The organism is Polyangium sp. 6x1, assembly GCF_029946515.1.
In the GTDB taxonomy this organism is placed as follows: domain Bacteria; phylum Myxococcota_A; class Polyangia; order Polyangiales; family Polyangiaceae; genus Polyangium.
Genome location: NZ_JARZHH010000011.1, coordinates 58836 through 77409 on the forward strand (window position 1 = coordinate 58836; position 18574 = coordinate 77409).

Here is an 18574-nt window from a genome sequence, read left to right on the forward strand (position 1 = left end):
GGCGCCATGTTCGCGAATACGCAAATGGGCGGACAGAATTTCGGTTTTCCGGACGTCTGCTTGACGCCCGCGCCGCCCGCGCCGGCCCCCGTGCCGATCCCCTACCCCAACATCGCAATGGGGCCGATGGGCGTCGGGGCGGCCTACAATGTCCTGCTCGGGGGCACGCCCGCGCACACGATGGCGACGACGATTCCGCTGTCGAATGGCGACAACGCGGGCATCGCCACGGGCGTCGCCTCGGGGACGGTGATGGGGCCGTGCCGGCACCTCACGGCGGCCTTCACGGTGCTTCTGAACGGCGTGCCGGCCACGCGCCTGACGAGCATGTCGATCCAGAACAACACGAATTGCCCCGGCATGCGCGTGGCGCCGAGCCAGGTGCAGGTGATCCTGCTGGCGCCGTGATTAGCCTTTGGGGGCGATTTTCTTCCAGGTCTTGCGCATGTCCTCGACCCGATTGGGATCCTCGCCTTTGAGGTTCACGAACATCTCCATGTAGCCGCAGCCCAGGCAGACGTACGTGTCGAACGACGACTCCATGTAGGACCGGCCGCTCTTGAACGACATCCGCGTGCCGCTCGGGTTACGAAAGACCTCGGTCGCCTTGCATTTGGGGCACGAGCCGCTCTTCATGAGCCAAAGGTATCAGGCCCCGCGCCAGGAGCGAAGATCGATGAAGGAGCAAAACAAGAATCGCCTCGCGACCATCACGGGTCGATATGCCTCGCGGCAGCGCGAGAAGGCCGCGCTCGACCGGAAGGCGTTCGACGCGGCCTTCGTCGAGGTGCGCGAGAAGGTCCTCCGGCCCGTGCTCGAGGACATCGCGGCCGAGCTGCGAGGCGCGGGGCACGCAGCCGTCGTCGTGGACGACGGGGCGAAGGAGACGCCGAGCATCGAGCTCGTGCTCGGTATCGGTGGGAAAAAGCCGACCGACGAGGGCGATCGTATCGCCTTCGTCGTCATCATGCGTAGGCCGGACCCCGAGGTGCTCGCCTATCTCGTGGTGCGGCCGCCGGCGCTCGACATCGTGCGATTCGCGTCGCCGTCGGACATCTCGGCGGAGCAAGTGGAGCAGATCCTGATCGACGCCGTCGAGCACATCTTCGCGTGCCATTCGGTTTGAAACAAAGATCCGCCATGCTGAAACGAAATGCCACCGTCGCCGTCGTCGCCCCCGCAGGCATCCCGCAGCTCGCCGGCGTCGCGGCAGGCGTCAAACTCGTGGAGAGCTGGGGCTACGAGGTCGTCCGCGCGCCGAACCTCGAAAAGCAACACCATTTCACCGCGGGCACAGCCGAGGTGCGGACGCAGGATCTGCTCTGGGCGCTCTCGGCCGAGGGGATCGACGCGGTGTGGCTCGCGCGAGGCGGCTACGGGTGCATGCATTGCCTGCCGAGCCTGCCGCGCGAGGGGCTCGACGGGAGGCCGGTGATCGGCTGCTCGGACGCGACGGCGCTCTTCGCGGCGCTCGTGAGATCGCGCGGGGGCCACCTCGTGCACGGGCCGATGCTGGAGACGATCGCGACGAAGGTGGACGACGCGACGCGCGAGCGAATCCGGGCGATGCTGGCAGGCGAGGAGGTCGCGCCCATTGCGGCAACGCATTTCGCGGGGCCGAAGGAAGAGGTGCGCGGGCGGGTCGTCGGGGGAAACCTGTGCGTGCTCGCGAGCCTCTCCGGGACGCCGTGGGCGCTCGACGCGCGCGGGGCGATCGTGGTGCTGGAAGAGGTGACGGAGGTGCCCTACCGGGTCGATCGGCTGATCACGCAGCTCCGCCTGAGCGGGGCGCTCGACGGGGCCGTGGGGATCGCGCTCGGCGATTTCGTGAAATGCGATCCGCCGGAGGGCGCCCGCTACGAGCTCACGGACGTGCTGCGCGAGGCGCTCGAGCCGCTCGGGCTGCCGGTATGGTCGCGGCTGACGCTCGGCCATGACAAACGCAATCTGGCGTTTCGCATCGGCGAGGAAGGGACACTCGGGCCGGGCGGGCTGTCGCAGGCGCGATCGGCCTGAAGCGAGGGTCGGCTCGCGGACCCGGACGCCCAAAAAGCAAAGGGGCCGACCCATTTCGAGTCGACCCCTTGCTCACCGCTGTGCGGTCTTGGTTGCGCGGGCAGGATTTGAACCTACGACCTTCGGGTTATGAGCCCGACGAGCTACCAGGCTGCTCCACCGCGCGTCAATTTGGATTGTCCCTACAAAACAACCGAGCGTGGAGGACAGCGACTACGGCTGTCCCCACGCTCCGCTGGTTGCGCGGGTAGGATTTGAACCTACGACCTTCGGGTTATGAGCCCGACGAGCTACCAGGCTGCTCCACCGCGCGTCCTGTTCGCCAAACGAAGCGGCGACGACGGGTCGGAACCTACTCCTGTCCGTGCAGGAGTCAAGCCCCTCGTGACCGTTCGATCACGCTTCCCACGGGACGGCCGTTTTTCCGCGATTTGACGCGTCCCCCTCAGGCATTGAGGAGCCACGGCGGCACGAGCGCGCTCGGCTTCGCCGTCGAGATCACCCAGAGCTGATGCGCCGCGCGCGTCGCGCCGATGTGCAGGAGGTGCCGCGACTCGTCGTCCGCCGGGTACGTCGAGGCGTTGACGTCGACCAGCACGACATAGTCGTACTCGAGGCCCTTCACTTGCCGGATCTCGGTGACGTCCACACCCGGCCGGAAGAGGAAGTCGAACGCACGAACGCGGCGCAAGCTCGGGATCTCGGCCATCTTGAGCGCCTCGTAGTACGCGTCCGCCTGCTCGGGGTGGCGCGCGAGGATCGCCAGCGTGGCGCGCGGCTCGCGCGTGAAGAGCGGGCGGATCGAGTCCGCGAGGAATGCGACGGCCGCGCCCTGGCTCGGGAAATGATGGTGCTCGACAGGCGCACCCGTGCGCGGCGCGACGGGCGGCGTCGGATCGGCGAGCGGGCCGAGGATGTCACGCGCGACCGCGAGGACCTCGCGCGTCGAGCGATACGCGATGCGCAGAGGCTCGATGTTGACCGAGGACAGGCCGAGATCGTCGAGGACGCGGCTCCAGTCGCGGAAGCCCGAGTCCATGAAGAGGCGCTGCGCCGTGTCCCCCGCGAGCGTCACCGACTTCTGCTTGGTGACGACGCCGAGAAGGACGGCGAGATCCACGGGCGGGAGGTCCTGCGCCTCGTCGACGAAGAGGTGCTCGAAGACGTAGGGCTGTTTGCCCTTCTTGAGGTCGCCCTTGATGAGCTGGTAGGCGCGAAGCAGGAGCGCGTCGTCCTCGGGGTCGAGCAGCGCGCGCTCGTCCTCGTCGACGGGCCTGTCGTCGGCGCCGAGGCGCTCCTCGTCGTGTTCGTTCTCGACGGGCTCGTCCGCGAGCGCCGCCTTGCGCTCGGCGCGATCGCCGGGATCACGATCGAGGACCGCAGGGCAACGCTCGGCGCACCAGCGCCACGCCTGGCGCGCCTTGATGATGCCGAACTCGGGGTCGTTCGCCGCGAGGAACGCCTTCTCGATGCTGTCCTTGTCCGTGAGCAGATCGGCCCAGAACCAGAGGATGCCGCGCGAGTCCTTGCGGGTCGTGGGATCCTGCGCGTAGGCGACGGCGCGCTCTTCGAGCAGGCGCAGGAGCGCCGGGTGCGTCTTGTACCGCGTGACCGCGCTCGGCGTGTTCTCCTCGACGGGCACCTCGAGCCACGGGAAGGCGCGCGTGCGCGCGGCGCGGGCCCACTCGGCGAACGTCTCGACCTGGACCTCGCCGATGCCGAGCGCAGGCAAGACCTCGCTGATGTACGCCCGGAGCGCGGGGCTCCCGACGATGACGAGCATCTTGTCGGCGGAGAAGCGCGAGCGGTTGTTGAAGGCGAGGAAGGCCATGCGGTGGACGCCGATGGTCGTCTTGCCGCTGCCCGCGCCGCCCTGGATGACCACGATGCCCGCGTCGGGTCGCGAGATGAGCTCGAACTGGCGCGGATCGAGGAGCGCCGCGATCTCGGGCAGGTGCCGATCCTCCTTCGCCGCGAAGCTCGCGCCCGTGCCGAGCGAGCCGCGCATGTCCTCGGGACGAACGGCCTTGCCCTGCCCGCCCGCGAGCACGACGGCGCGGCTGTCGAGCCGGCGATAGCCGCCCTCGACGCGCACGAAGACGCCCTGCGGCGCGGCGATGCGGTAGAGCTCGCCATCCTCGATGGTGATGGTGCGCCGGGCGAGGACCTTGCCCTCGACCTCGCGGTCGCCGAAGGTCTCCTCGTACTCCGCGCCTTCCTCGTAGCGGTAATAGAGCTGGCTCACGGGCGCGTGGCGCCAATCGACGATGCGCACGCCGGCCTTGGCGTCGACGTGCGTGGTGCGGCCGATGAGGACGTCGCGGTCCTGCTTGCCGCGCTCGCGGAGGCGAAGGTGGCCGAAGTAGGGCGAGCGCGGGTCGACAGGCTCGGTGACGACCTCGGCGCGGCGCGCGGCGACGCCCGCGATGCGCTCCATCTGCTGCACGAGCGCGGGGACGTCTTCGAGGCGGCTCGCCGCGATCTGATCACGCAGCGAGATCATCTGCGACTCGTAGTCCTCCGTGGGCGGCGGGCGCGTGGGCTTCACCGTCGCGAGGTGCGAGCGCACGCGATCGAGCAAGGCTTGCTCCTCGTGAACGATCGCGAGCTCGTCCGCGCCGTTCGTCTGCGGCGTGTTCTGGGGGTTGCCCGAGCTCGGCTCGGGACGAAGCGGCTGCGCGGTCGTCTGCTTGGCGGTCACGGTGGGTTTACGTAGCGCGCGGAGCGGGGTTGGGAGGGACTTGGCCCCTCGATTTCCATTTCCATCCGTCGCTGCCCGGAGGACCGGTGGACGGACGACGGAGCTCGCGGATGTTCCGAAAAGCGTCGCTTCGGCCGCGAGGCGACCGCGCGTTTTGACCCATCCTCCGGGGCCGCGCAAGGTTTGTCTGGGGAGAGGTCCGCGCTCGGGTGGCCCGGTTCGGCCGTCCGAGCGCGGCGGAAGGAGCGGCGCTTCAGGTGCGCGCTTCGGCGTGCGCCTGGCCCGGCTCGGAGACCGAGGCCATCGTGGGCCGCCGCGCGTTCTCTTTCGTGCGGACGTCACGCACCTCGACGTGGATGCCGCGGAGAGCCGCGGAGAGCTGGAAGTCCTCGATCACCTCGATGATGTCCTGATCGATGAACTCGGCGCGCGTCCCGTCGATGATGACGGACGTGCCGTCGGGGATGCGCTTCAGCACGCCGATGAACGTCGCCTTGTTGAGGAAGGAGACGTCCTTCTTGAACGTGATCACGCGCTTCTTGCCTTCCTTCGCGACCGTGAAGGCCGCGCGCATGTGGCTGCGGAGCACGAAGGCGACGCCGACGACGATGCCCGCGAGGATGCCGCGGAGGAGGTCGGTGAGGAGGATGGCGGAGATGGTGAAGACGAACGGGATGAACTGATCCCAGCCGAGCTTGTAGAGCTTCTTGAAGAGCTCGGGCTTGGCCAGCTTGTAGCCGGTCATGAGCAGGATCGACGCGAGGCACGCGAGCGGGATCATGTTGAGGAACCGGCCGACGAAGAGGACGGCGAGAAGCAGGAAGAGGCCATGGAAAGCCGTCGCCGCCCGCGTCCGTCCGCCGGCGTTGATGTTCGCGCTCGAGCGGACGATCACGCTCGTCACGGGCAAACCACCGAGCAGGCCGCTCGTCGCGTTGCCGATGCCCTGCGCGACGAGCTCGCGGTCGAGCGGGGTGTTGCGCTTCCAGGGGTCGAGTTTGTCCACGGCCTCGATGCTGAGCAGCGTCTCGAGGCTCGCGACGATGCCGATGGTCAACGCGACGACGTAGACCTGCGGGTTCGAGAGCGCGGAGAAGGTCGGCACGCGGAGCTGACCGAGCACGCCGCTCACGCCGTCGAAGGCGGGGAGCGTGACGAGGTGCGTCTGTTCGAGCGCGATCGGAAGGTTGGCCTTGCGGAACAGGAGGTTCAGCCCGGTGCCGACGACGACGACGACGAGCGCGCCGGGGAGCCACGAGAGCTTGCGCAATTTCTCGGACTTCTCCCAGAGGACGAGGATGCCCATGGAGACCGCGCTGATGACGAGCGCGCCACGCTCGAGGCGGCCGAACGCGTGGAGGATCATCGTGAACGTGTTCTCCTCCTCGGAGACCACGAACTGCTCGGAGCCCTCCTGATCGAGGTCGTACCCGACGGCGTGCGGGAACTGCTTCAGGATCAGGATCAGGCCGATCGCGGCGAGCATCCCTTTGATGACCGACGAGGGGATGAGGTAGACGGCCGTGCCGAGGCGCGCGAGGCCGAGGCCGACCTGCAAGAGGCCGCCGAGGACCACGGCGACGAGGAAGTTCTCGAAGGAGCCGAGCTTGTCGATGCCCGCGAGGACAATCGCGGTGAGGCCCGCGGCAGGCCCGCACACGCTGAGGGGCGAGCGGCTGAGGAGCGGGATCAGAAGCCCGCCGATCACGCCAGCCGTGAGGCCCGCGAAGAGCGGGGCGTTCGATGCGAGCGCGACGCCGAGGCACAGCGGCAGCGCCACGAGAAACACGACGAGGCCCGCGGGCAAGTCGTACTTGAAGTTCGCGAGCGGGCTCAAATTCGGCCGGGTCACCCCGACGCCGCTCGTGTTGGCGTTGGCCATCGCTTCCTTGCTCCGTATCCGGCTTGGTTTTCCCCGCCGCCGTAGGACCGGTCGGGGGGTAGCGTACGCGGCAAACCCCTGCAAACGCCGAGGTCCGCCGCGAGCAAAATCATCCGAACTCGAAGGATCGCACAGAACGTGGCCAGGAGCGAATCGCGACGGTTCCGTGTCCCAAAGTACGCAGTTCGCCCGCGGTTCACGGCGGTCTTGAGACCGGGGCGCACTGGGCTTATGGGTTTTCGTGCATGGAACGCTCCTTTCCGGATGACGCGCTTCCCCTCCACGACTTGATCCTGCGCTCGTTCCGGCAACGGGAGGCGCTCTTCCTCCTCGTGCTCGCGACGTACCGGGTCGAGCTCACCAGCGTGCTCAGTCGCGCCGCGAAGACGGGGTTCGAGTTCGGAGACGCGAACATGGTGATCGATCTGGCCGAGCAGATCGCGTCGGCCGCGCGCGCCGCGGAGCTCACGACGATCCGCAAGGACGCGCTGTCGCTCCGCGCGTTCGCGTCGGCTGCCCAAGACGGCGGCGAGCAGGAGGAGGGCAAGGTGCTGCTCGCAGGGCTCCGGCTGATCGATCGGATCCTCGACGAGGCCAAAGAGCGCGCGAAGGCGGCCGAGCCGTCTGCGCCGCAGGTTCTGAACTAGCCGAGCACGAGGGCTCGCCGTGTCACCCCGGTGCGCACGCGTTCCCGAGGCCTGCTGGCGCGGTCCGTGCTGCACCGCGCGGCGCGGACGTCCGAGCCGACGCAGGTCGCCGAGGGGCGACACCTCCGCGCGCACGCCATGACTACCTGCGCCGTCCCCATGCCCTCCGCCCGATCCGCGCGTAGCCCGCAAAGGCACGCCGTCGCGAGCGCACCGATGCGCGTGTCGTTCGCCGGAGGCGGCAGCGACCTGCCGCCCTTCGTCGAGGGCATGCCCGGGCGCGTCGTGGGCAGCGCGATCGGCCTGCGCGTGCGCGCGCTCGTGGAGCCCTTCGATCGAGGCTGGGTGCGGTTCGAGGTGCCCGTGGCGGACGAGACGACCACGCGGCGAAGCCATGAACCTCCGTCGAACGAGCTCGCGTTCCGTCTGCTCGAAGCGGCGCTCGCGCGGACGGGTGTGACGGACGGCGTGAAGCTGCGGATCGACACCGACGTGGCGCCGGGCGCAGGGCTCGGCGGGAGCGCGTCGACCGCGGTGGCCGCGCTGTCGGCGCTGCGGTGGAGCGTGGGTGAGGTGACGGCCGAGGAAGAGCTCGCGCGCGAGGCGACGACGATGGAGCGCGAAGGGCTCTCGATCGTGTGCGGCGCGCAGGACGCGACGTTTGCCGCGTGCGGAGGGATGCTCGACCTCGCGTTCGGCGAGGCAGGCTGCACGCGGATCGAGCGGATCACGCCGGAGAGGGCGCTCGCGGCGGAGCTCGAAGCAGGGCTCTTGCTCGTCGACACGCGCGTGCGTCGCGTCTCGGGCGCGGTGCTGGAGCAGGTCGACGCGGCGGCGGCGCTCGCGAACGTGGCGGAGCTCGTGGAGTCCGCGACGGAGGTGGCCGCGGCGCTGCGCGAGGGATCCCTCGGGCGCACGCTCGCGGGGATGCGGCGGAGCGCGATGGCCAAGGTGCGACGCGCGCCGGAAGCGAGCGCGCTGGCGACCGAGCTCGGCGCGCGGCTCGCGGGGCTCGGCGTGGAGGTGATCCGCGCGTGCGGCGCGGGCGGAGGCGGGCACGTGCTCGTGTGGGCGCCCGAGGCGCGCCACGGGGAGATCCTGCGCGCGCTCGGCCCTGCGACCGTGCGAAGACCGACGCTCTGCGCGCCCGGCGTCCGGATCGAGCCGGCCTAGGGGACGAGCACGACGCGGCCGAAGACGGCGCGCGCTTCGAGGAGGGCGTGCGCCTCGGCGGCGTACCGGAGCGGGAGTTTTCGGTCGATCACGGCGCAGAGCGCGCCCGAGGCCGCGAGGTCGAGCACGTGTTCGAGGTCCCGCCGCGTGCAGGAGGCCGACCCGGCGATCGTATGACTCCAAAGGATCAAGGCGCCGAGCTTGAGCGAGACCTTCGCCTGGTCGATGTTGCCGACGACGACCATGCGACCGCCGCGGCGGAGCGTCTTCAAGGCGGAGCCGAACGTGGCGCTGCCGGTCAGCTCGAGCGCGACGTCGACGGGGCCGCCGAGGCGCGCCTTGACGTCGTCCTCGAACCTGCCGTCGGGGCTCACGAGGACCTCGTTCGCGCCGAGATCGGCGAGGGCGGCGGCCTTCGCGGGGCTACTGGTCACGGCGACGACGCGTGCGCCGAGGTGCCGCGCGACCTGGATCGCCGCGGTACCGACGCCGCCGCTCGCGCCCGTGATGACCACGGTCTCGCCCGCGGCGAGGCGCGCACGAGAAGCGAGCGCCTGGTAGGCGACGCCCGCCGTGCACATGAGCGTCGAGGCGTCCTCGAACGGGACGGAGGCGGGGATCTTCACGAGGGCGCGGTGGTACGCGACGACGAGCTCGGCGTAGGCGCCGTCGACGGTGTGGCCGAAGCTCTGGAAGGCACGCTCGCAGAGCAGCTCCTCGCCGCCCACGCAGCGAGGGCATTCGCCGCAGGCGGGCCGGTGCAGGTTGACCACGCGATCTCCCGGGACAAACTCGGCGCGCGCCGCGTCCTCGCCCACGGCCACGACCTCACCCGCGAACTCGTGGCCGAGGATCGTGGGCAGCTTCATGAGCGGGAAGCCGCCACGACGATCGATGAGATCCCGGCCGCAGACGGACGAGGCGCGGACGCGGACGAGGACCTCGTCGGCCGCGGGGACGGGGTCCGGGGTGTTCGGAGAGAGGACGAGTTTGTCCGGTCCGCCAATCTCGTGAAGGACGACGGCGCGCATGATCAGGTCGACGTCTTCAGCTTGCGGCGTCGCTCCGCCCGCGCGAGCGCGAGGTCGATGAGGCGCGCGACGAGCTCGCGCGGCGGGACGCCGCTCGCCTCCCAGAGCTTCGGGTACATCGAGATCGAGGTGAAGCCGGGCAGCGTGTTGATCTCGTTCACGTACACCTCGCCGCTCTTCGACATGAAGAGGTCGATCCGCGCGAGCCCGGAGGCTTCGAGCACGCGGAAGGTGCGCAGCGCGAGGAGCTGCACGGCGCGCGTCTCCGCCTCGGTGAGGTCCGCCGGGACGCGCGTGGTGACGCCGCGCTCGTCGATGTACTTGGCCGCGTACGAGTAAAACCCGTCCGGGTGATCGACGACGATCTCGCCCGGGATGCTCACGATGGGCTCCTCGTCGCCGAGGACCGCGCACTCGATCTCGCGCGCCCCTTCGACGCCCTGCTCCACGACGATCTTGCTGTCGTACTCGAACGCGAGGGAGATCGCGTCGGCGAGCGCCTCGTACGTCTTCACCTTCGTCACGCCGACGGACGAACCGAGGTTCGCGGGTTTCACGAAGAGCGGGAGCGCGAGCCTCTCGCAGCGCGCGAGGACCTCGCTCGGCTCACGCTCCCACGCGAGGCGACGCACGGTCTCGTAGGGGACGAGGGGCAGCTCGTCCTGCGCGAGCAGGCGCTTCATCACGTCCTTGTCCATGCCCACGGCCGAGCCGAGCACGCCGGAGCCGACGTACGGCACGCCAGCGAGCTCGAGCAAGCCTTGCACGGAGCCGTCCTCGCCCAGGGGCCCGTGCAGCACCGGAAAAACGACGTCGATCGCCTGCGAAGCGCCGCCGATCGTGAGCGCCGCTTCGCCGGCCGGGCTTGGGTGCGCGAGGAGCGCGACATCTGGGGCCGACTGGTTGAGCCGCGCGAGGCGCGGATCCCGCGAGGCGCCGAGGAGGAGCGCTTCTTCCTGCAAGAGCCATCGGCCCGCCTTGTCGATGCCGACGAGGACGGGCTCGAAGCGATCCCGATCGAGGGCCTCGACGACGTTGCGGGCCGAAAGGAGGGAGATCTCGTGCTCGGCAGAGCGACCGCCGAAGAGCACGGCGACACGGAGCTTGCGCAGGGCGCTCATGAAGGCCGCACCCTAGCAGGGTGCTCGGGCCCGGTGAAACATCCGGCCGAGGAGCCCCGAGCCACGCTGGATCGAGCGGGCTCCCCGCGGCCGAGCTCGGCTACTCCTTGGACTCGTCGGCGACGACGAACGCCTTGCGGATCGTGTCGAGCGCGACGCGCTTGAGCACGTGCCCATCGGCGAGCTCCACGTCGAGCGTGGCCACGCGGCCCTTCTGCAAGCCGACGCGCGTGACGTGGATGCGCGCGCCTTTGCTGAGCGCGGCGTCACGCAGGGTCACGTCCTCCATGGCGACGAGGTACATCCCCACGCCGATCTCGCGCGGCTCGCCGGCCGAAGGCGCGTCTTCCGTGTTTGCGTGTGCGACGCTCGACGTGGCCACGAGGCCCGCCGAAGCGGCGACCAGGGTCAGGAGCGAGGACAAAAACCGCGCACGCATGGCCACCATCCTACAAGATTCCCGCGATCGAGGCTCGAGTTTTCACCGGGCGGCCGCGGCGTTCACGGTTCCTTGGGGCGCCAACCATCGAGCGCCTTCTCCACGAAGAGCAGGCGGTCCTGACCCCAGAACAAGAGGTCGCCGACGAGGAAGCTCGGCGCGCCGCAGACTCCGATCCGCTCGGCCTGCTCGGTAACGTCCTTGAGGCGCTGCTTCATCCGCTCGTCCGTCGTCGCAGCGACGAGCGCCGCGCCGTCGAGCCCCACGGAGGTCGCGATGTCGGCGAGGACGTCGTCCGCCGAGATGTCGCGATCGAGGGCCCAGTACGCGCGGTACACGGCGTTCACGAGGGCGGGGACACGCTCCTCCGGCGCCGCGAGCACCATCCGCAGGGGCTTGACCGTGTTCATCGGGAAGCGCGTGGCGAAGCGGAACGGCACGCCCCAGTGATCGGCCCAGTGATGCAGGTCGGCCGTCACGACCCTTCGCTTCGGCTCGGGCATGGCGAAGAGCGGCACGTTGGGTGTGCCGATCGCCTTGAAGAGCGCGCCGAGCAGGAAGGGCCGATACACGAGCGAGGCGCCCTTCTGCGCCGCGAGGGCCTCGATCTGCGTGGAGGCGAGGTACGCGAAGGGGCTCGAAAAATCGAAGAAGAACTCGACACGCTTCATGGGCTCGGATCGCGAGATTCGACCGAGCTTCACGCGGGGCTCAACCGAAAATTCTTCCGTCCGCGATCAGGGCCCAAAGCTCGCCGAGGGCGCCGTGTCGGAAGGAGCGAACGGAGGCACGACGATGCGAAAGATCACGATCATCCTGCTCACGACCCTCGGCGCGACCCTCTTCACGAGCGCGGCGTTCGCCGAGCCGAAGAAGGAAAAGGCCGAGAACTACGGCTACACGTTCGACGACGACGACCTCCTCGGCGGCGACCTCGGCGTCCAGACCGGCATGATCAAGGTCCGGCAGAAGGGGACGCGCGACAGGCTGATCCGCCCGCGCGTGCAGTTCGTGAACGAGCTCTTGAAGTCCGTCGAGGCGCTCTGAGCCGCGACCTTCCGGACGACGACCCACCCCCGCCCCTCTCCCCGCACTTCCCCTCGCATCGTCACGCAAACGCCTCCGCGCGGGCCCTCTTGGCCCGCCCGCGCGGAGGCTCGTCGCTCACGTCGTCACGGGCGGCGGAGCGGAGTCGCGAGACGTGGTGCGCGGGGACAAACTCGCCACCGTCGCAGCGAGCTCGGCCGCGTCCACGGGCTTCGGGACGTGCATCTGGAAGCCCGCCGCGAGGACACGCACGCGGTCCTCGGCGCTCGCGTACGCCGTGAGCGCGACCGCGGGGAGCGCGCCCCAGCGCGCAGGCTTGAGCGCGCGGATCTGCCGGATGAGCGCGTAGCCGTCCTCGCCCGGCATGCCAATGTCGGAGACGAGGACGTCGGGGCGGAACTCGTCGAGCGCCGACAAGGCCGCAACGGCCGAGGACACGCACCGCACGACGGCGCCGCACTGCTGGAGCATCGCGGCCAGCATCTCGCGGCTGTCCTGTTCGTCGTCGACGAGGAGCAGGCGCAGGCCTTCGAGCGAGGGGAGCTCTTCGAGGCCCGCCGGCTGCGGCGTGTAGCGGTCGAGGCTCGCGAGCAGATCCGGGTTCGGGCTGAGCGGCAGGAGGACCGAGAAGACCGCGCCCTTGCCCTCGCCCGCGCTGTCGGCGCGCACCACGCCGCCGTGCAACTCGACGAGGTGACGCACGATCGCGAGCCCGAGGCCGAGCCCACCGTGCTTGCGCGTCGTGGTGCTGTCGCCCTGACGGAATCGATCAAAGACGTACGGGAGGAAGTCGGGTCGGATGCCCTCGCCCGTGTCGCGGACCGTGATGCGCGCATGCTGGCCCGATCGACCGAGCGTGAGCTCGACACGGCCGCCGTGCGGGGTGAACTTGATCGCGTTCGTCAGGAGGTTCCAGACGATCTGCTGCACGCGGCTCGGATCACCTTCGACGAGACAAGCGCCACGCTCGAGGCTGTTCTCGAGGCGGACCGACTTCGCCGTCGCGGCAGGGCGAACGGCCTCGATGGCCGCGTTGATCGGGCCGACGAGATCGAGCGTGCGCAGCTCGAGGCGCAGCTTGCCCATGACGATGCGCGAGGCATCGAGCAGGTCCTCGACGAGCCGGGCTTGCAGCATGGCGTTGCGCTCGATCGTAGCGAGGGCGCGCTCCTGCGAGGTGCCGTTCAACGACGCGGTGCGGAGCATGCGCGTCCAGCCGAGGACCGCGTTCAGCGGCGTGCGCAGCTCGTGCGAGACGGTGCCGAGGAACTCGTCCCGCATGCGCGTGGCCTCCTGCGCGTTCTGGTAGAGGCGCGCGTTCTCCAGGGCCATCGCGGCGCGATGCGCGAGCTCCTCGGCGAACGGTAGATCCTTCTTCGAATACCGGTCGCCGACGCGGAAGAGCGAGAGCGTGGCGGAGGACGTGTCACCCACGTTGAGCGGGACGACGATGGCCGAGCGCGCCCGCAGCTTGGCGAAGCGAGCGGCTTGCTCGGACGAACCCACGATGCGCTCGAGGGACGAGACGCCGAGGTCGGTGAACATCTCCGAGGTGCGGGCGGCGAGCGCGCGCGCGACGGGGCCTTCGCTCCAGCCGTCGCGCGCGCCGCCGCGGAGATCCTGGACGTCGCGCTCCAGGGTCGGATCCTCGTGGGCCACGGCGACGGTCACCGTCGTGCCGTCCTCGGAGGCGACGTCGAGCATCGCGTACGTGGCCATCGTGGGCACGACGAGCCGCACGATCTTTTCGAGCGTGGCCCCGTAGTCGAGCGAAGCGGAGAGCAGCGCGCTCGCCTCGGCGAGGAACGACGAGCGCCGGGCCGCGTCCTCGGCCTCCGCGCGCGCGATCTGCTCGCGGATGAGGCGCGTCCTCTCCTCCTCGGCGCGCTTGCGCTCGCTGATGTCACGACAAACGCCGACGAGGAAACGGGCGCGGCCCTCCTTGTCGAAGACGGGCTTGGCCGTGGTCTCGATCGGGACCGTCGTGCCATCCTTTCGAACACAAACGAGCTCACCGAGGAACGCGCCCTGATCGCGGATGCCACGCAGGATGCGCGGGCCGAGGCGCTGGACCGTGTCGGGGTGCGCGAGGATCGTGACCGGGCGCCCGACGGCCTCGGTCTCCGTGAAGCCAAAGATCTGCGTGGCCTTGCCCATCCAGCGCAGGATCGTGCCGCCGAGGTCGGTCACGAGGATCGCCTCGGGCATCTGCTTCAAGATCTCGTGCGAGAGGTGAACCGCCTCCTCGGCCGCGCCGGCGGAGAGCGAGGCGCGATCGAGGGCGTCGGCGCAATGCTGGGCGAGCGAGAGGATGAGCCAGCGCTCGTCGTCGTCGAAGGCGCGCGGCTCCTGGAACGAGAGCGCGAGGCTGCCGACGACCTGACCATCGACGAAGAGCGGAACCGCCGCCCACGCGTGGCTGCCCTGCACGAGATCGTCGAGCGGGAGGCCGGGATAACGTGCCGCCAGATCGACGCGCGATCGGAGCCAGAGCGGCTGCTTGATGCGCACGGCCTCGGCGACGGGCGCCTCCGTGGCCATGGAGATGCGCGGGCTGTGCGCGGGGATCACCTCGGGAAACCCCGCGGCATGGACGATCTCGAGCTCGGCGCCGCAAGGCGAGAGGCGCGCGATCACACACGCCCGAGCCCCGAGCACACGCGCGCCGTCCTCCACCACGCGCCGCGCGACCTCGTTCGGCGAGACCGCACGCGAGAGCGCCGCCGTGACCTCGGAGAGGCGCTTCATCTGCGAGAGCCCGCGCTCGGCCGCCTCGAGGGTCCGCTCGCGTGACGAGCGCGCGAGCGCCGTGTCGATGGCCGAAGCGCCGAGGCGAACGAGCGCCTCGATCAGCCCGCGCTCCTCGCGCGGCATCACCTCGCGGAACGGCCCCACGCCGACCGAGAGGACGCCGAGCGTGCGGGTCGCGACGCGCAAGGGGTAGACCACCTCGCGAAGAACACGCGTCTCTTGCGACCGCGCGGGCGTGGCCGTGCCGTCGGGATCGACCGTCGAGACGCGCATGGATCCACGCCGTGTCTGCGGCTCGCCCACTTCGAGGGCCCGGCGCGCGGCGCGTTCGTGGGCCTCCGCGTCGCCATCCGGGCTGCACACGTCCCAGAGTCGTTGCTCGTCGCGCATGTCCACGTGCGCCACGGCGACGCGGCGCAGCTCGCCGCGCTCGAGGAGGTCGAGCGTGCAGTAATCCGCGAGGTCCGGCACCGCGAGCCATACGACCCGCGTGAGCACCTCTTCGAGCGTCGACGCGCGCAGAAGCTCGTCGCCCGCCCGCTCCACGAACGCGGCGCGGCGCCTCGTCCGAGCGTCGTTGATGTGCGTCACCCCGGTCTGCGCCGGATCCCGGACGCGCTCCGTCTTCGATGCATCCCCCGCCATCGTGCCCCGATCGCTCAGCCTAACGATCGGTGTGCATGCTCGCCACTGTGCGGGTCCCTTGCTCTCTTGTCAGGAAGAGCCTTCTCCGTCCACGTCGAGCGCACGGCGCGCCGCGTAGACGAGCGACTGGACCTCGGCCCGCGCCCGCTCACGCAGCTCGCCGACATCGCCGCCGACGTCGACGATCGGCTCCCCCACGACGATCGCCGCGCGTGTCCTCGGCGCGCCGCTCACGCGGACCATGTGGTCGGCGAAGCTCTCGGAGCCGAACGACGCCGCCGCGCCTGCGTAGGCGAGGCCAACCGGGACGATCTCCGCCCCCGTGCGTTGCGCGGCGAGGAAAGCGCCGGGCTTGAAGGGTCGCACCTCGTCGCCCTCGTACGTCGTGCCTTCGGGGTACACGAGCACGCCGCGGCCTCGCTCGATCGAGGCGGTCATCGCGTTGATGGCGGCCGCTCCGCTCTGCTTGTTCGTGCGATCCACGAAGAGCGTGCCCACGCGCCGCGCAGCCACGCCGATGACGGGCCAGCCCGAGAGATCGGCGCGGCTCAGGATCGTGGCCTCGACGTGGGCGAGGCAGATCGGGATGTCGAGGCCGGAGCGGTGGTTCATCACGAACACGCGCCCGCGCCCCCCGGCGCCGAGACCGGGATAGATGTCGCCGCGCTCCACTTGCGGGCCGCGGGCGATCATTTTGACCCCATACAATTTGAGCAAGGCCTCGCCGTACCGACGGATCCACGCGTGGAGCACGGCTTGTCGCTCGGACGAAGGCGAGATCGCCGTGTCGAGCTCGAGCATCCCGTACATGCTGAACGTGAGGCCCACGAACGCCGCGGTGCGCCCGACGAATCGCCCCTTCTCCACGAGGGACTGCCCGCTCATGCCCCGCTCCCTTCGCCGAGGAGACGCACGAGCACCGCGTTCACCATCGCCGGATCCGCGCTGCCCTTCGTCTGCTTCATGATCTGTCCGACGAAAAACCCGAGGAGCGCCGTCTTGCCCGCGCGGTACGAGGCGACCTGCTTCGGGTTCGCCTCCATCACGCCGCGCGCGATGGACTCGATCGCCGACGCGTCGCCGAGCACGGCCATGCCTCGCTCGCGCACGACGTCCGCAGGCGCGCGGTCCGTACCCGCGACCGCCGCGTAAAGCTCCTTCGCTTGCTTGCCGCTGATCGTGCCGGCGTCGACGAGCCGCAGGATCTCGGCCACCTGCGCGGGCGTCACGGGGAAGCTCGCCGAGAGCCCCGTCGTCGTCACGTCGCGCAGGACCTCGCTCTGCACGAAGTTCGCGAGCTTCACCGCGTCCGGATAGGGCACGCGCGCCTCGTCGAAGAAGCGCGCGATCGCGGGATGCCCGCCGAGCACGCCCGTCGCGTACGCCGTGAGCCCGAGCTCGAGGGCCCAGCGCGTGCGCTTCGCGACGGGCAGCTCCGGCAGCGCCTCTTGGATCGACTCGACGTACGCGGCTTCCAGCACGAGCGGCGGCAGGTCCGGCTCGGGGAAGTAGCGGTAGTCGGACTCGCTCTCCTTGTCGCGCAGGAGGTAGCTCTCGCGCTTCTCCGCGTTGTAACCGCGCGTCTGCTGCCGGACCCGCTCGCCTCGCTCGACGAGGTTGATCTGTCGGCGGATCTCCACGTCGATCGCGTCGGCCACGAACTTGAACGAGTTGATGTTCTTGAGCTCGACGCGCGTGCCGAGCCGCGTCTCGCCCACCTTGCGGATCGACACGTTCGCGTCGCAGCGAAAGCTGCCCTGTTCGAGGTTCCCGTCGTTCACGCCGGTGAACATCAGGACCTCGCGGAGCCGCCGGAGATACTCGGCTGCTTCCGGACCGGAGCGTAGATCGGGCTCGCTCACGATCTCGATGAGCGGCGTGCCCGCGCGGTTCAGATCGACGACGGACTCGTCACCAATGCCGTGCAGGTTCTTGCCCGCGTCCTCCTCCATGTGGATCCGACGGATCCCCACGCGTCGCGGCGCGCCCTCGACCTCGACGTCGAGCACGCCCGAGAGCGCGAGCGGCAGGTCGTACTGGCTGATCTGGTAGCCCTTCGGCGAGTCCGGATAAAAGTAGTTCTTCCGGGCAAACACGCTGCGCGTCTGCAACGAGCAGCCGAGCGCGAGCGAGGCGCGCACCGCGAGGGCCACGGCCTCGGCGTTCAGCACAGGCAGCGCGCCGGGCAGGCCGAGGCAGACAGGGCAGGTGTGCGTGTTCGGCGGGTCGCCGAAGCTCGTGGCGCAGCCGCAAAACGCCTTCGTCTGCGTGAGCAGCTGCGCGTGCACCTCGAGCCCGATCACCGGCTCGTACGCACCGTAGGCGGTCATCGGGCGGAGTATGGCAAGCCGAGACGCGAATGCCCCTGTTTTCCCGCCGAAAGCAAAAACCCCCTCTCCCGCGAGGAAGAGGGGGTTTCTGTCCGTCAGCGAATCGCGGATCAGTGATCCATCTGCTCGCGCGACAGGCCGGGATGCGTCGGATCGCCCGGCTCGTGGCGCGGGTTCGCGGAGTTGCGCGAACCGTCCCGGCCGGTGAACTCCATGAGCAGGTCCTTCCGGTAGATGAACTGCTCGCGCGAGTCGTACGGCGTCGCGTGCATGCCGGTGTCCATGCGGATCGCGTCGCAGGGGCAAGCCTCGACGCAGAACCCGCAGAAGATGCAGCGCAGCTCGTCGATGACGAACGTCTTCGGGAAACGCTCGTAGCCGCGCCGCTTGTCGCCCTCGGCGTACTCGCCCGCCTCGATGTGGATGCACTGCGCGGGGCAAGCGGTCGAGCAGCACAGGCACGCCACGCAGCGCGGCGAGCCGTCGTCACGAAGCGTGAGGCGATGCAGCCCGCGGAAGCGCTCCGGGTAGGGGCGCTTCTCCTCGGGGTAGCAGATCGTCGTGACGCCCTCGTTGAGGGCCTCGAGCACCGGGTCGGGCTTCTGGCCGAGCATCATCTCCTTCGTGTTCTTGAAGAAGTGACGCATGGTGATCGCCATGCCCCGGAGAAACTCGGGCAGGTAGGCCTGGACCTCGGCCGTGCGGCGCGGCCGCGGGATGGGCTTGCCCTGAATGGGCGCGCCGGCCGGCTTGGTCCACGGGTTCGACGGAGTGCGCTTCGCCATCGTTCG

At 69.7% G+C, this 18574-nt stretch carries 17 protein-coding genes and 2 tRNA genes; 6 read left to right on the forward strand and 13 right to left on the reverse strand.

Features of this window, described 5'->3' with window-relative positions; all coding sequences use genetic code 11:
• Positions 1-6: 6 nt before the first annotated feature.
• Positions 7-408, forward strand: coding sequence for a DUF4150 domain-containing protein (locus tag QHF85_RS13515; RefSeq protein ID WP_281327568.1), 402 nt, complete (start codon positions 7-9; stop codon positions 406-408).
• Here the strand turns inward: QHF85_RS13515 and QHF85_RS13520 are convergent, their stop codons facing one another.
• Positions 409-636, reverse strand: coding sequence for a hypothetical protein (locus tag QHF85_RS13520; protein WP_281327569.1), 228 nt, complete (start codon positions 634-636; stop codon positions 409-411).
• A 40-nt stretch (positions 637-676) separates the two neighbouring features.
• Here QHF85_RS13520 and QHF85_RS13525 point away from each other — a divergent pair, with 40 nt between their 5' ends.
• Positions 677-1126 carry a hypothetical protein gene (locus tag QHF85_RS13525; RefSeq protein WP_281327570.1) on the forward strand — a complete coding sequence of 150 codons (450 nt, stop codon included), beginning with the start codon at positions 677-679 and terminating at the stop codon, positions 1124-1126.
• A 14-nt stretch (positions 1127-1140) separates the two neighbouring features.
• A complete protein-coding gene (locus tag QHF85_RS13530; protein ID WP_281327571.1) occupies positions 1141-2016 on the forward strand; it encodes an LD-carboxypeptidase in 876 nt (291 codons plus the stop codon).
• An 89-nt stretch (positions 2017-2105) separates the two neighbouring features.
• On the opposite strand, the gene QHF85_RS13535 is transcribed toward QHF85_RS13530, so the two are convergent.
• The 4 genes from QHF85_RS13535 to QHF85_RS13550 all read right to left on the reverse strand — a co-directional run bounded on the left by QHF85_RS13535 (position 2106) and on the right by QHF85_RS13550 (position 6599).
• Positions 2106-2182 (reverse strand) — tRNA-Met (locus tag QHF85_RS13535).
• A 70-nt stretch (positions 2183-2252) separates the two neighbouring features.
• Positions 2253-2329, reverse strand: a tRNA-Met gene (locus QHF85_RS13540).
• A gap of 132 nt (positions 2330-2461) precedes the next feature.
• Complete coding sequence (locus tag QHF85_RS13545; protein ID WP_281327572.1) at positions 2462-4717, reverse strand: ATP-binding domain-containing protein; 2256 nt, start codon at positions 4715-4717, stop codon at positions 2462-2464.
• 253 nt (positions 4718-4970) lie between these two features.
• Positions 4971-6599, reverse strand: a complete 1629-nt coding sequence (locus QHF85_RS13550) for a SulP family inorganic anion transporter (RefSeq protein WP_281327573.1) — start codon at positions 6597-6599, stop codon at positions 4971-4973.
• Positions 6600-6844: 245 nt separating this feature from the next.
• Here QHF85_RS13550 and QHF85_RS13555 point away from each other — a divergent pair, with 245 nt between their 5' ends.
• Both QHF85_RS13555 and QHF85_RS13560 read left to right on the forward strand, forming a co-directional pair.
• Positions 6845-7246 (forward strand): hypothetical protein, encoded by a 402-nt coding sequence (locus QHF85_RS13555; protein WP_281327574.1) that lies wholly within the window; start codon positions 6845-6847, stop codon positions 7244-7246.
• A gap of 216 nt (positions 7247-7462) precedes the next feature.
• Positions 7463-8419 (forward strand): hypothetical protein, encoded by a 957-nt coding sequence (locus QHF85_RS13560; protein WP_281327575.1) that lies wholly within the window; start codon positions 7463-7465, stop codon positions 8417-8419.
• On the opposite strand, the gene QHF85_RS13565 is transcribed toward QHF85_RS13560, so the two are convergent.
• The 4 genes from QHF85_RS13565 to QHF85_RS13580 all read right to left on the reverse strand — a co-directional run bounded on the left by QHF85_RS13565 (position 8416) and on the right by QHF85_RS13580 (position 11681).
• Positions 8416-9450, reverse strand: a complete 1035-nt coding sequence (locus QHF85_RS13565) for a zinc-binding dehydrogenase (RefSeq protein ID WP_281327576.1) — start codon at positions 9448-9450, stop codon at positions 8416-8418. The two genes, QHF85_RS13560 and QHF85_RS13565, sit on opposite strands and share 4 nt — an antisense overlap.
• A gap of 2 nt (positions 9451-9452) precedes the next feature.
• Complete coding sequence (locus QHF85_RS13570; RefSeq protein WP_348652738.1) at positions 9453-10562, reverse strand: D-alanine--D-alanine ligase family protein; 1110 nt, start codon at positions 10560-10562, stop codon at positions 9453-9455.
• A 109-nt stretch (positions 10563-10671) separates the two neighbouring features.
• Positions 10672-11010 carry a hypothetical protein gene (locus QHF85_RS13575; RefSeq protein WP_281327578.1) on the reverse strand — a complete coding sequence of 113 codons (339 nt, stop codon included), beginning with the start codon at positions 11008-11010 and terminating at the stop codon, positions 10672-10674.
• A gap of 62 nt (positions 11011-11072) precedes the next feature.
• Entirely contained in the window at positions 11073-11681 is a 609-nt protein-coding gene (locus QHF85_RS13580) for a 2-hydroxychromene-2-carboxylate isomerase (RefSeq protein WP_281327579.1), read from the reverse strand.
• A 124-nt stretch (positions 11682-11805) separates the two neighbouring features.
• Here QHF85_RS13580 and QHF85_RS13585 point away from each other — a divergent pair, with 124 nt between their 5' ends.
• Positions 11806-12057 carry a hypothetical protein gene (locus QHF85_RS13585; protein ID WP_281327580.1) on the forward strand — a complete coding sequence of 84 codons (252 nt, stop codon included), beginning with the start codon at positions 11806-11808 and terminating at the stop codon, positions 12055-12057.
• Between the two features lie 117 nt (positions 12058-12174).
• Here the strand turns inward: QHF85_RS13585 and QHF85_RS13590 are convergent, their stop codons facing one another.
• The 4 genes from QHF85_RS13590 to QHF85_RS13605 form a co-directional block, all read right to left on the reverse strand.
• On the reverse strand, positions 12175-15453 hold the full coding sequence (locus tag QHF85_RS13590; RefSeq protein WP_281327581.1) for a GAF domain-containing protein: 3279 nt from the start codon (positions 15451-15453) through the stop codon (positions 12175-12177).
• 69 nt (positions 15454-15522) lie between these two features.
• Positions 15523-16338, reverse strand: a complete 816-nt coding sequence (locus QHF85_RS13595) for a lysophospholipid acyltransferase family protein (RefSeq protein ID WP_281327582.1) — start codon at positions 16336-16338, stop codon at positions 15523-15525.
• The gene (gene gatB / locus QHF85_RS13600) at positions 16335-17783 is read right to left on the reverse strand and encodes an Asp-tRNA(Asn)/Glu-tRNA(Gln) amidotransferase subunit GatB (RefSeq protein WP_281327583.1); all 1449 of its coding nucleotides are present in this window, start codon (positions 17781-17783) and stop codon (positions 16335-16337) included. The genes QHF85_RS13595 and gatB overlap by 4 nt, the downstream gene beginning before the upstream one ends.
• A 110-nt stretch (positions 17784-17893) precedes the next feature.
• A complete protein-coding gene (locus tag QHF85_RS13605) occupies positions 17894-18568 on the reverse strand; it encodes an NADH-quinone oxidoreductase subunit I (protein ID WP_281327584.1) in 675 nt (224 codons plus the stop codon).
• Between the last annotated feature and the right edge of the window lie 6 nt (positions 18569-18574).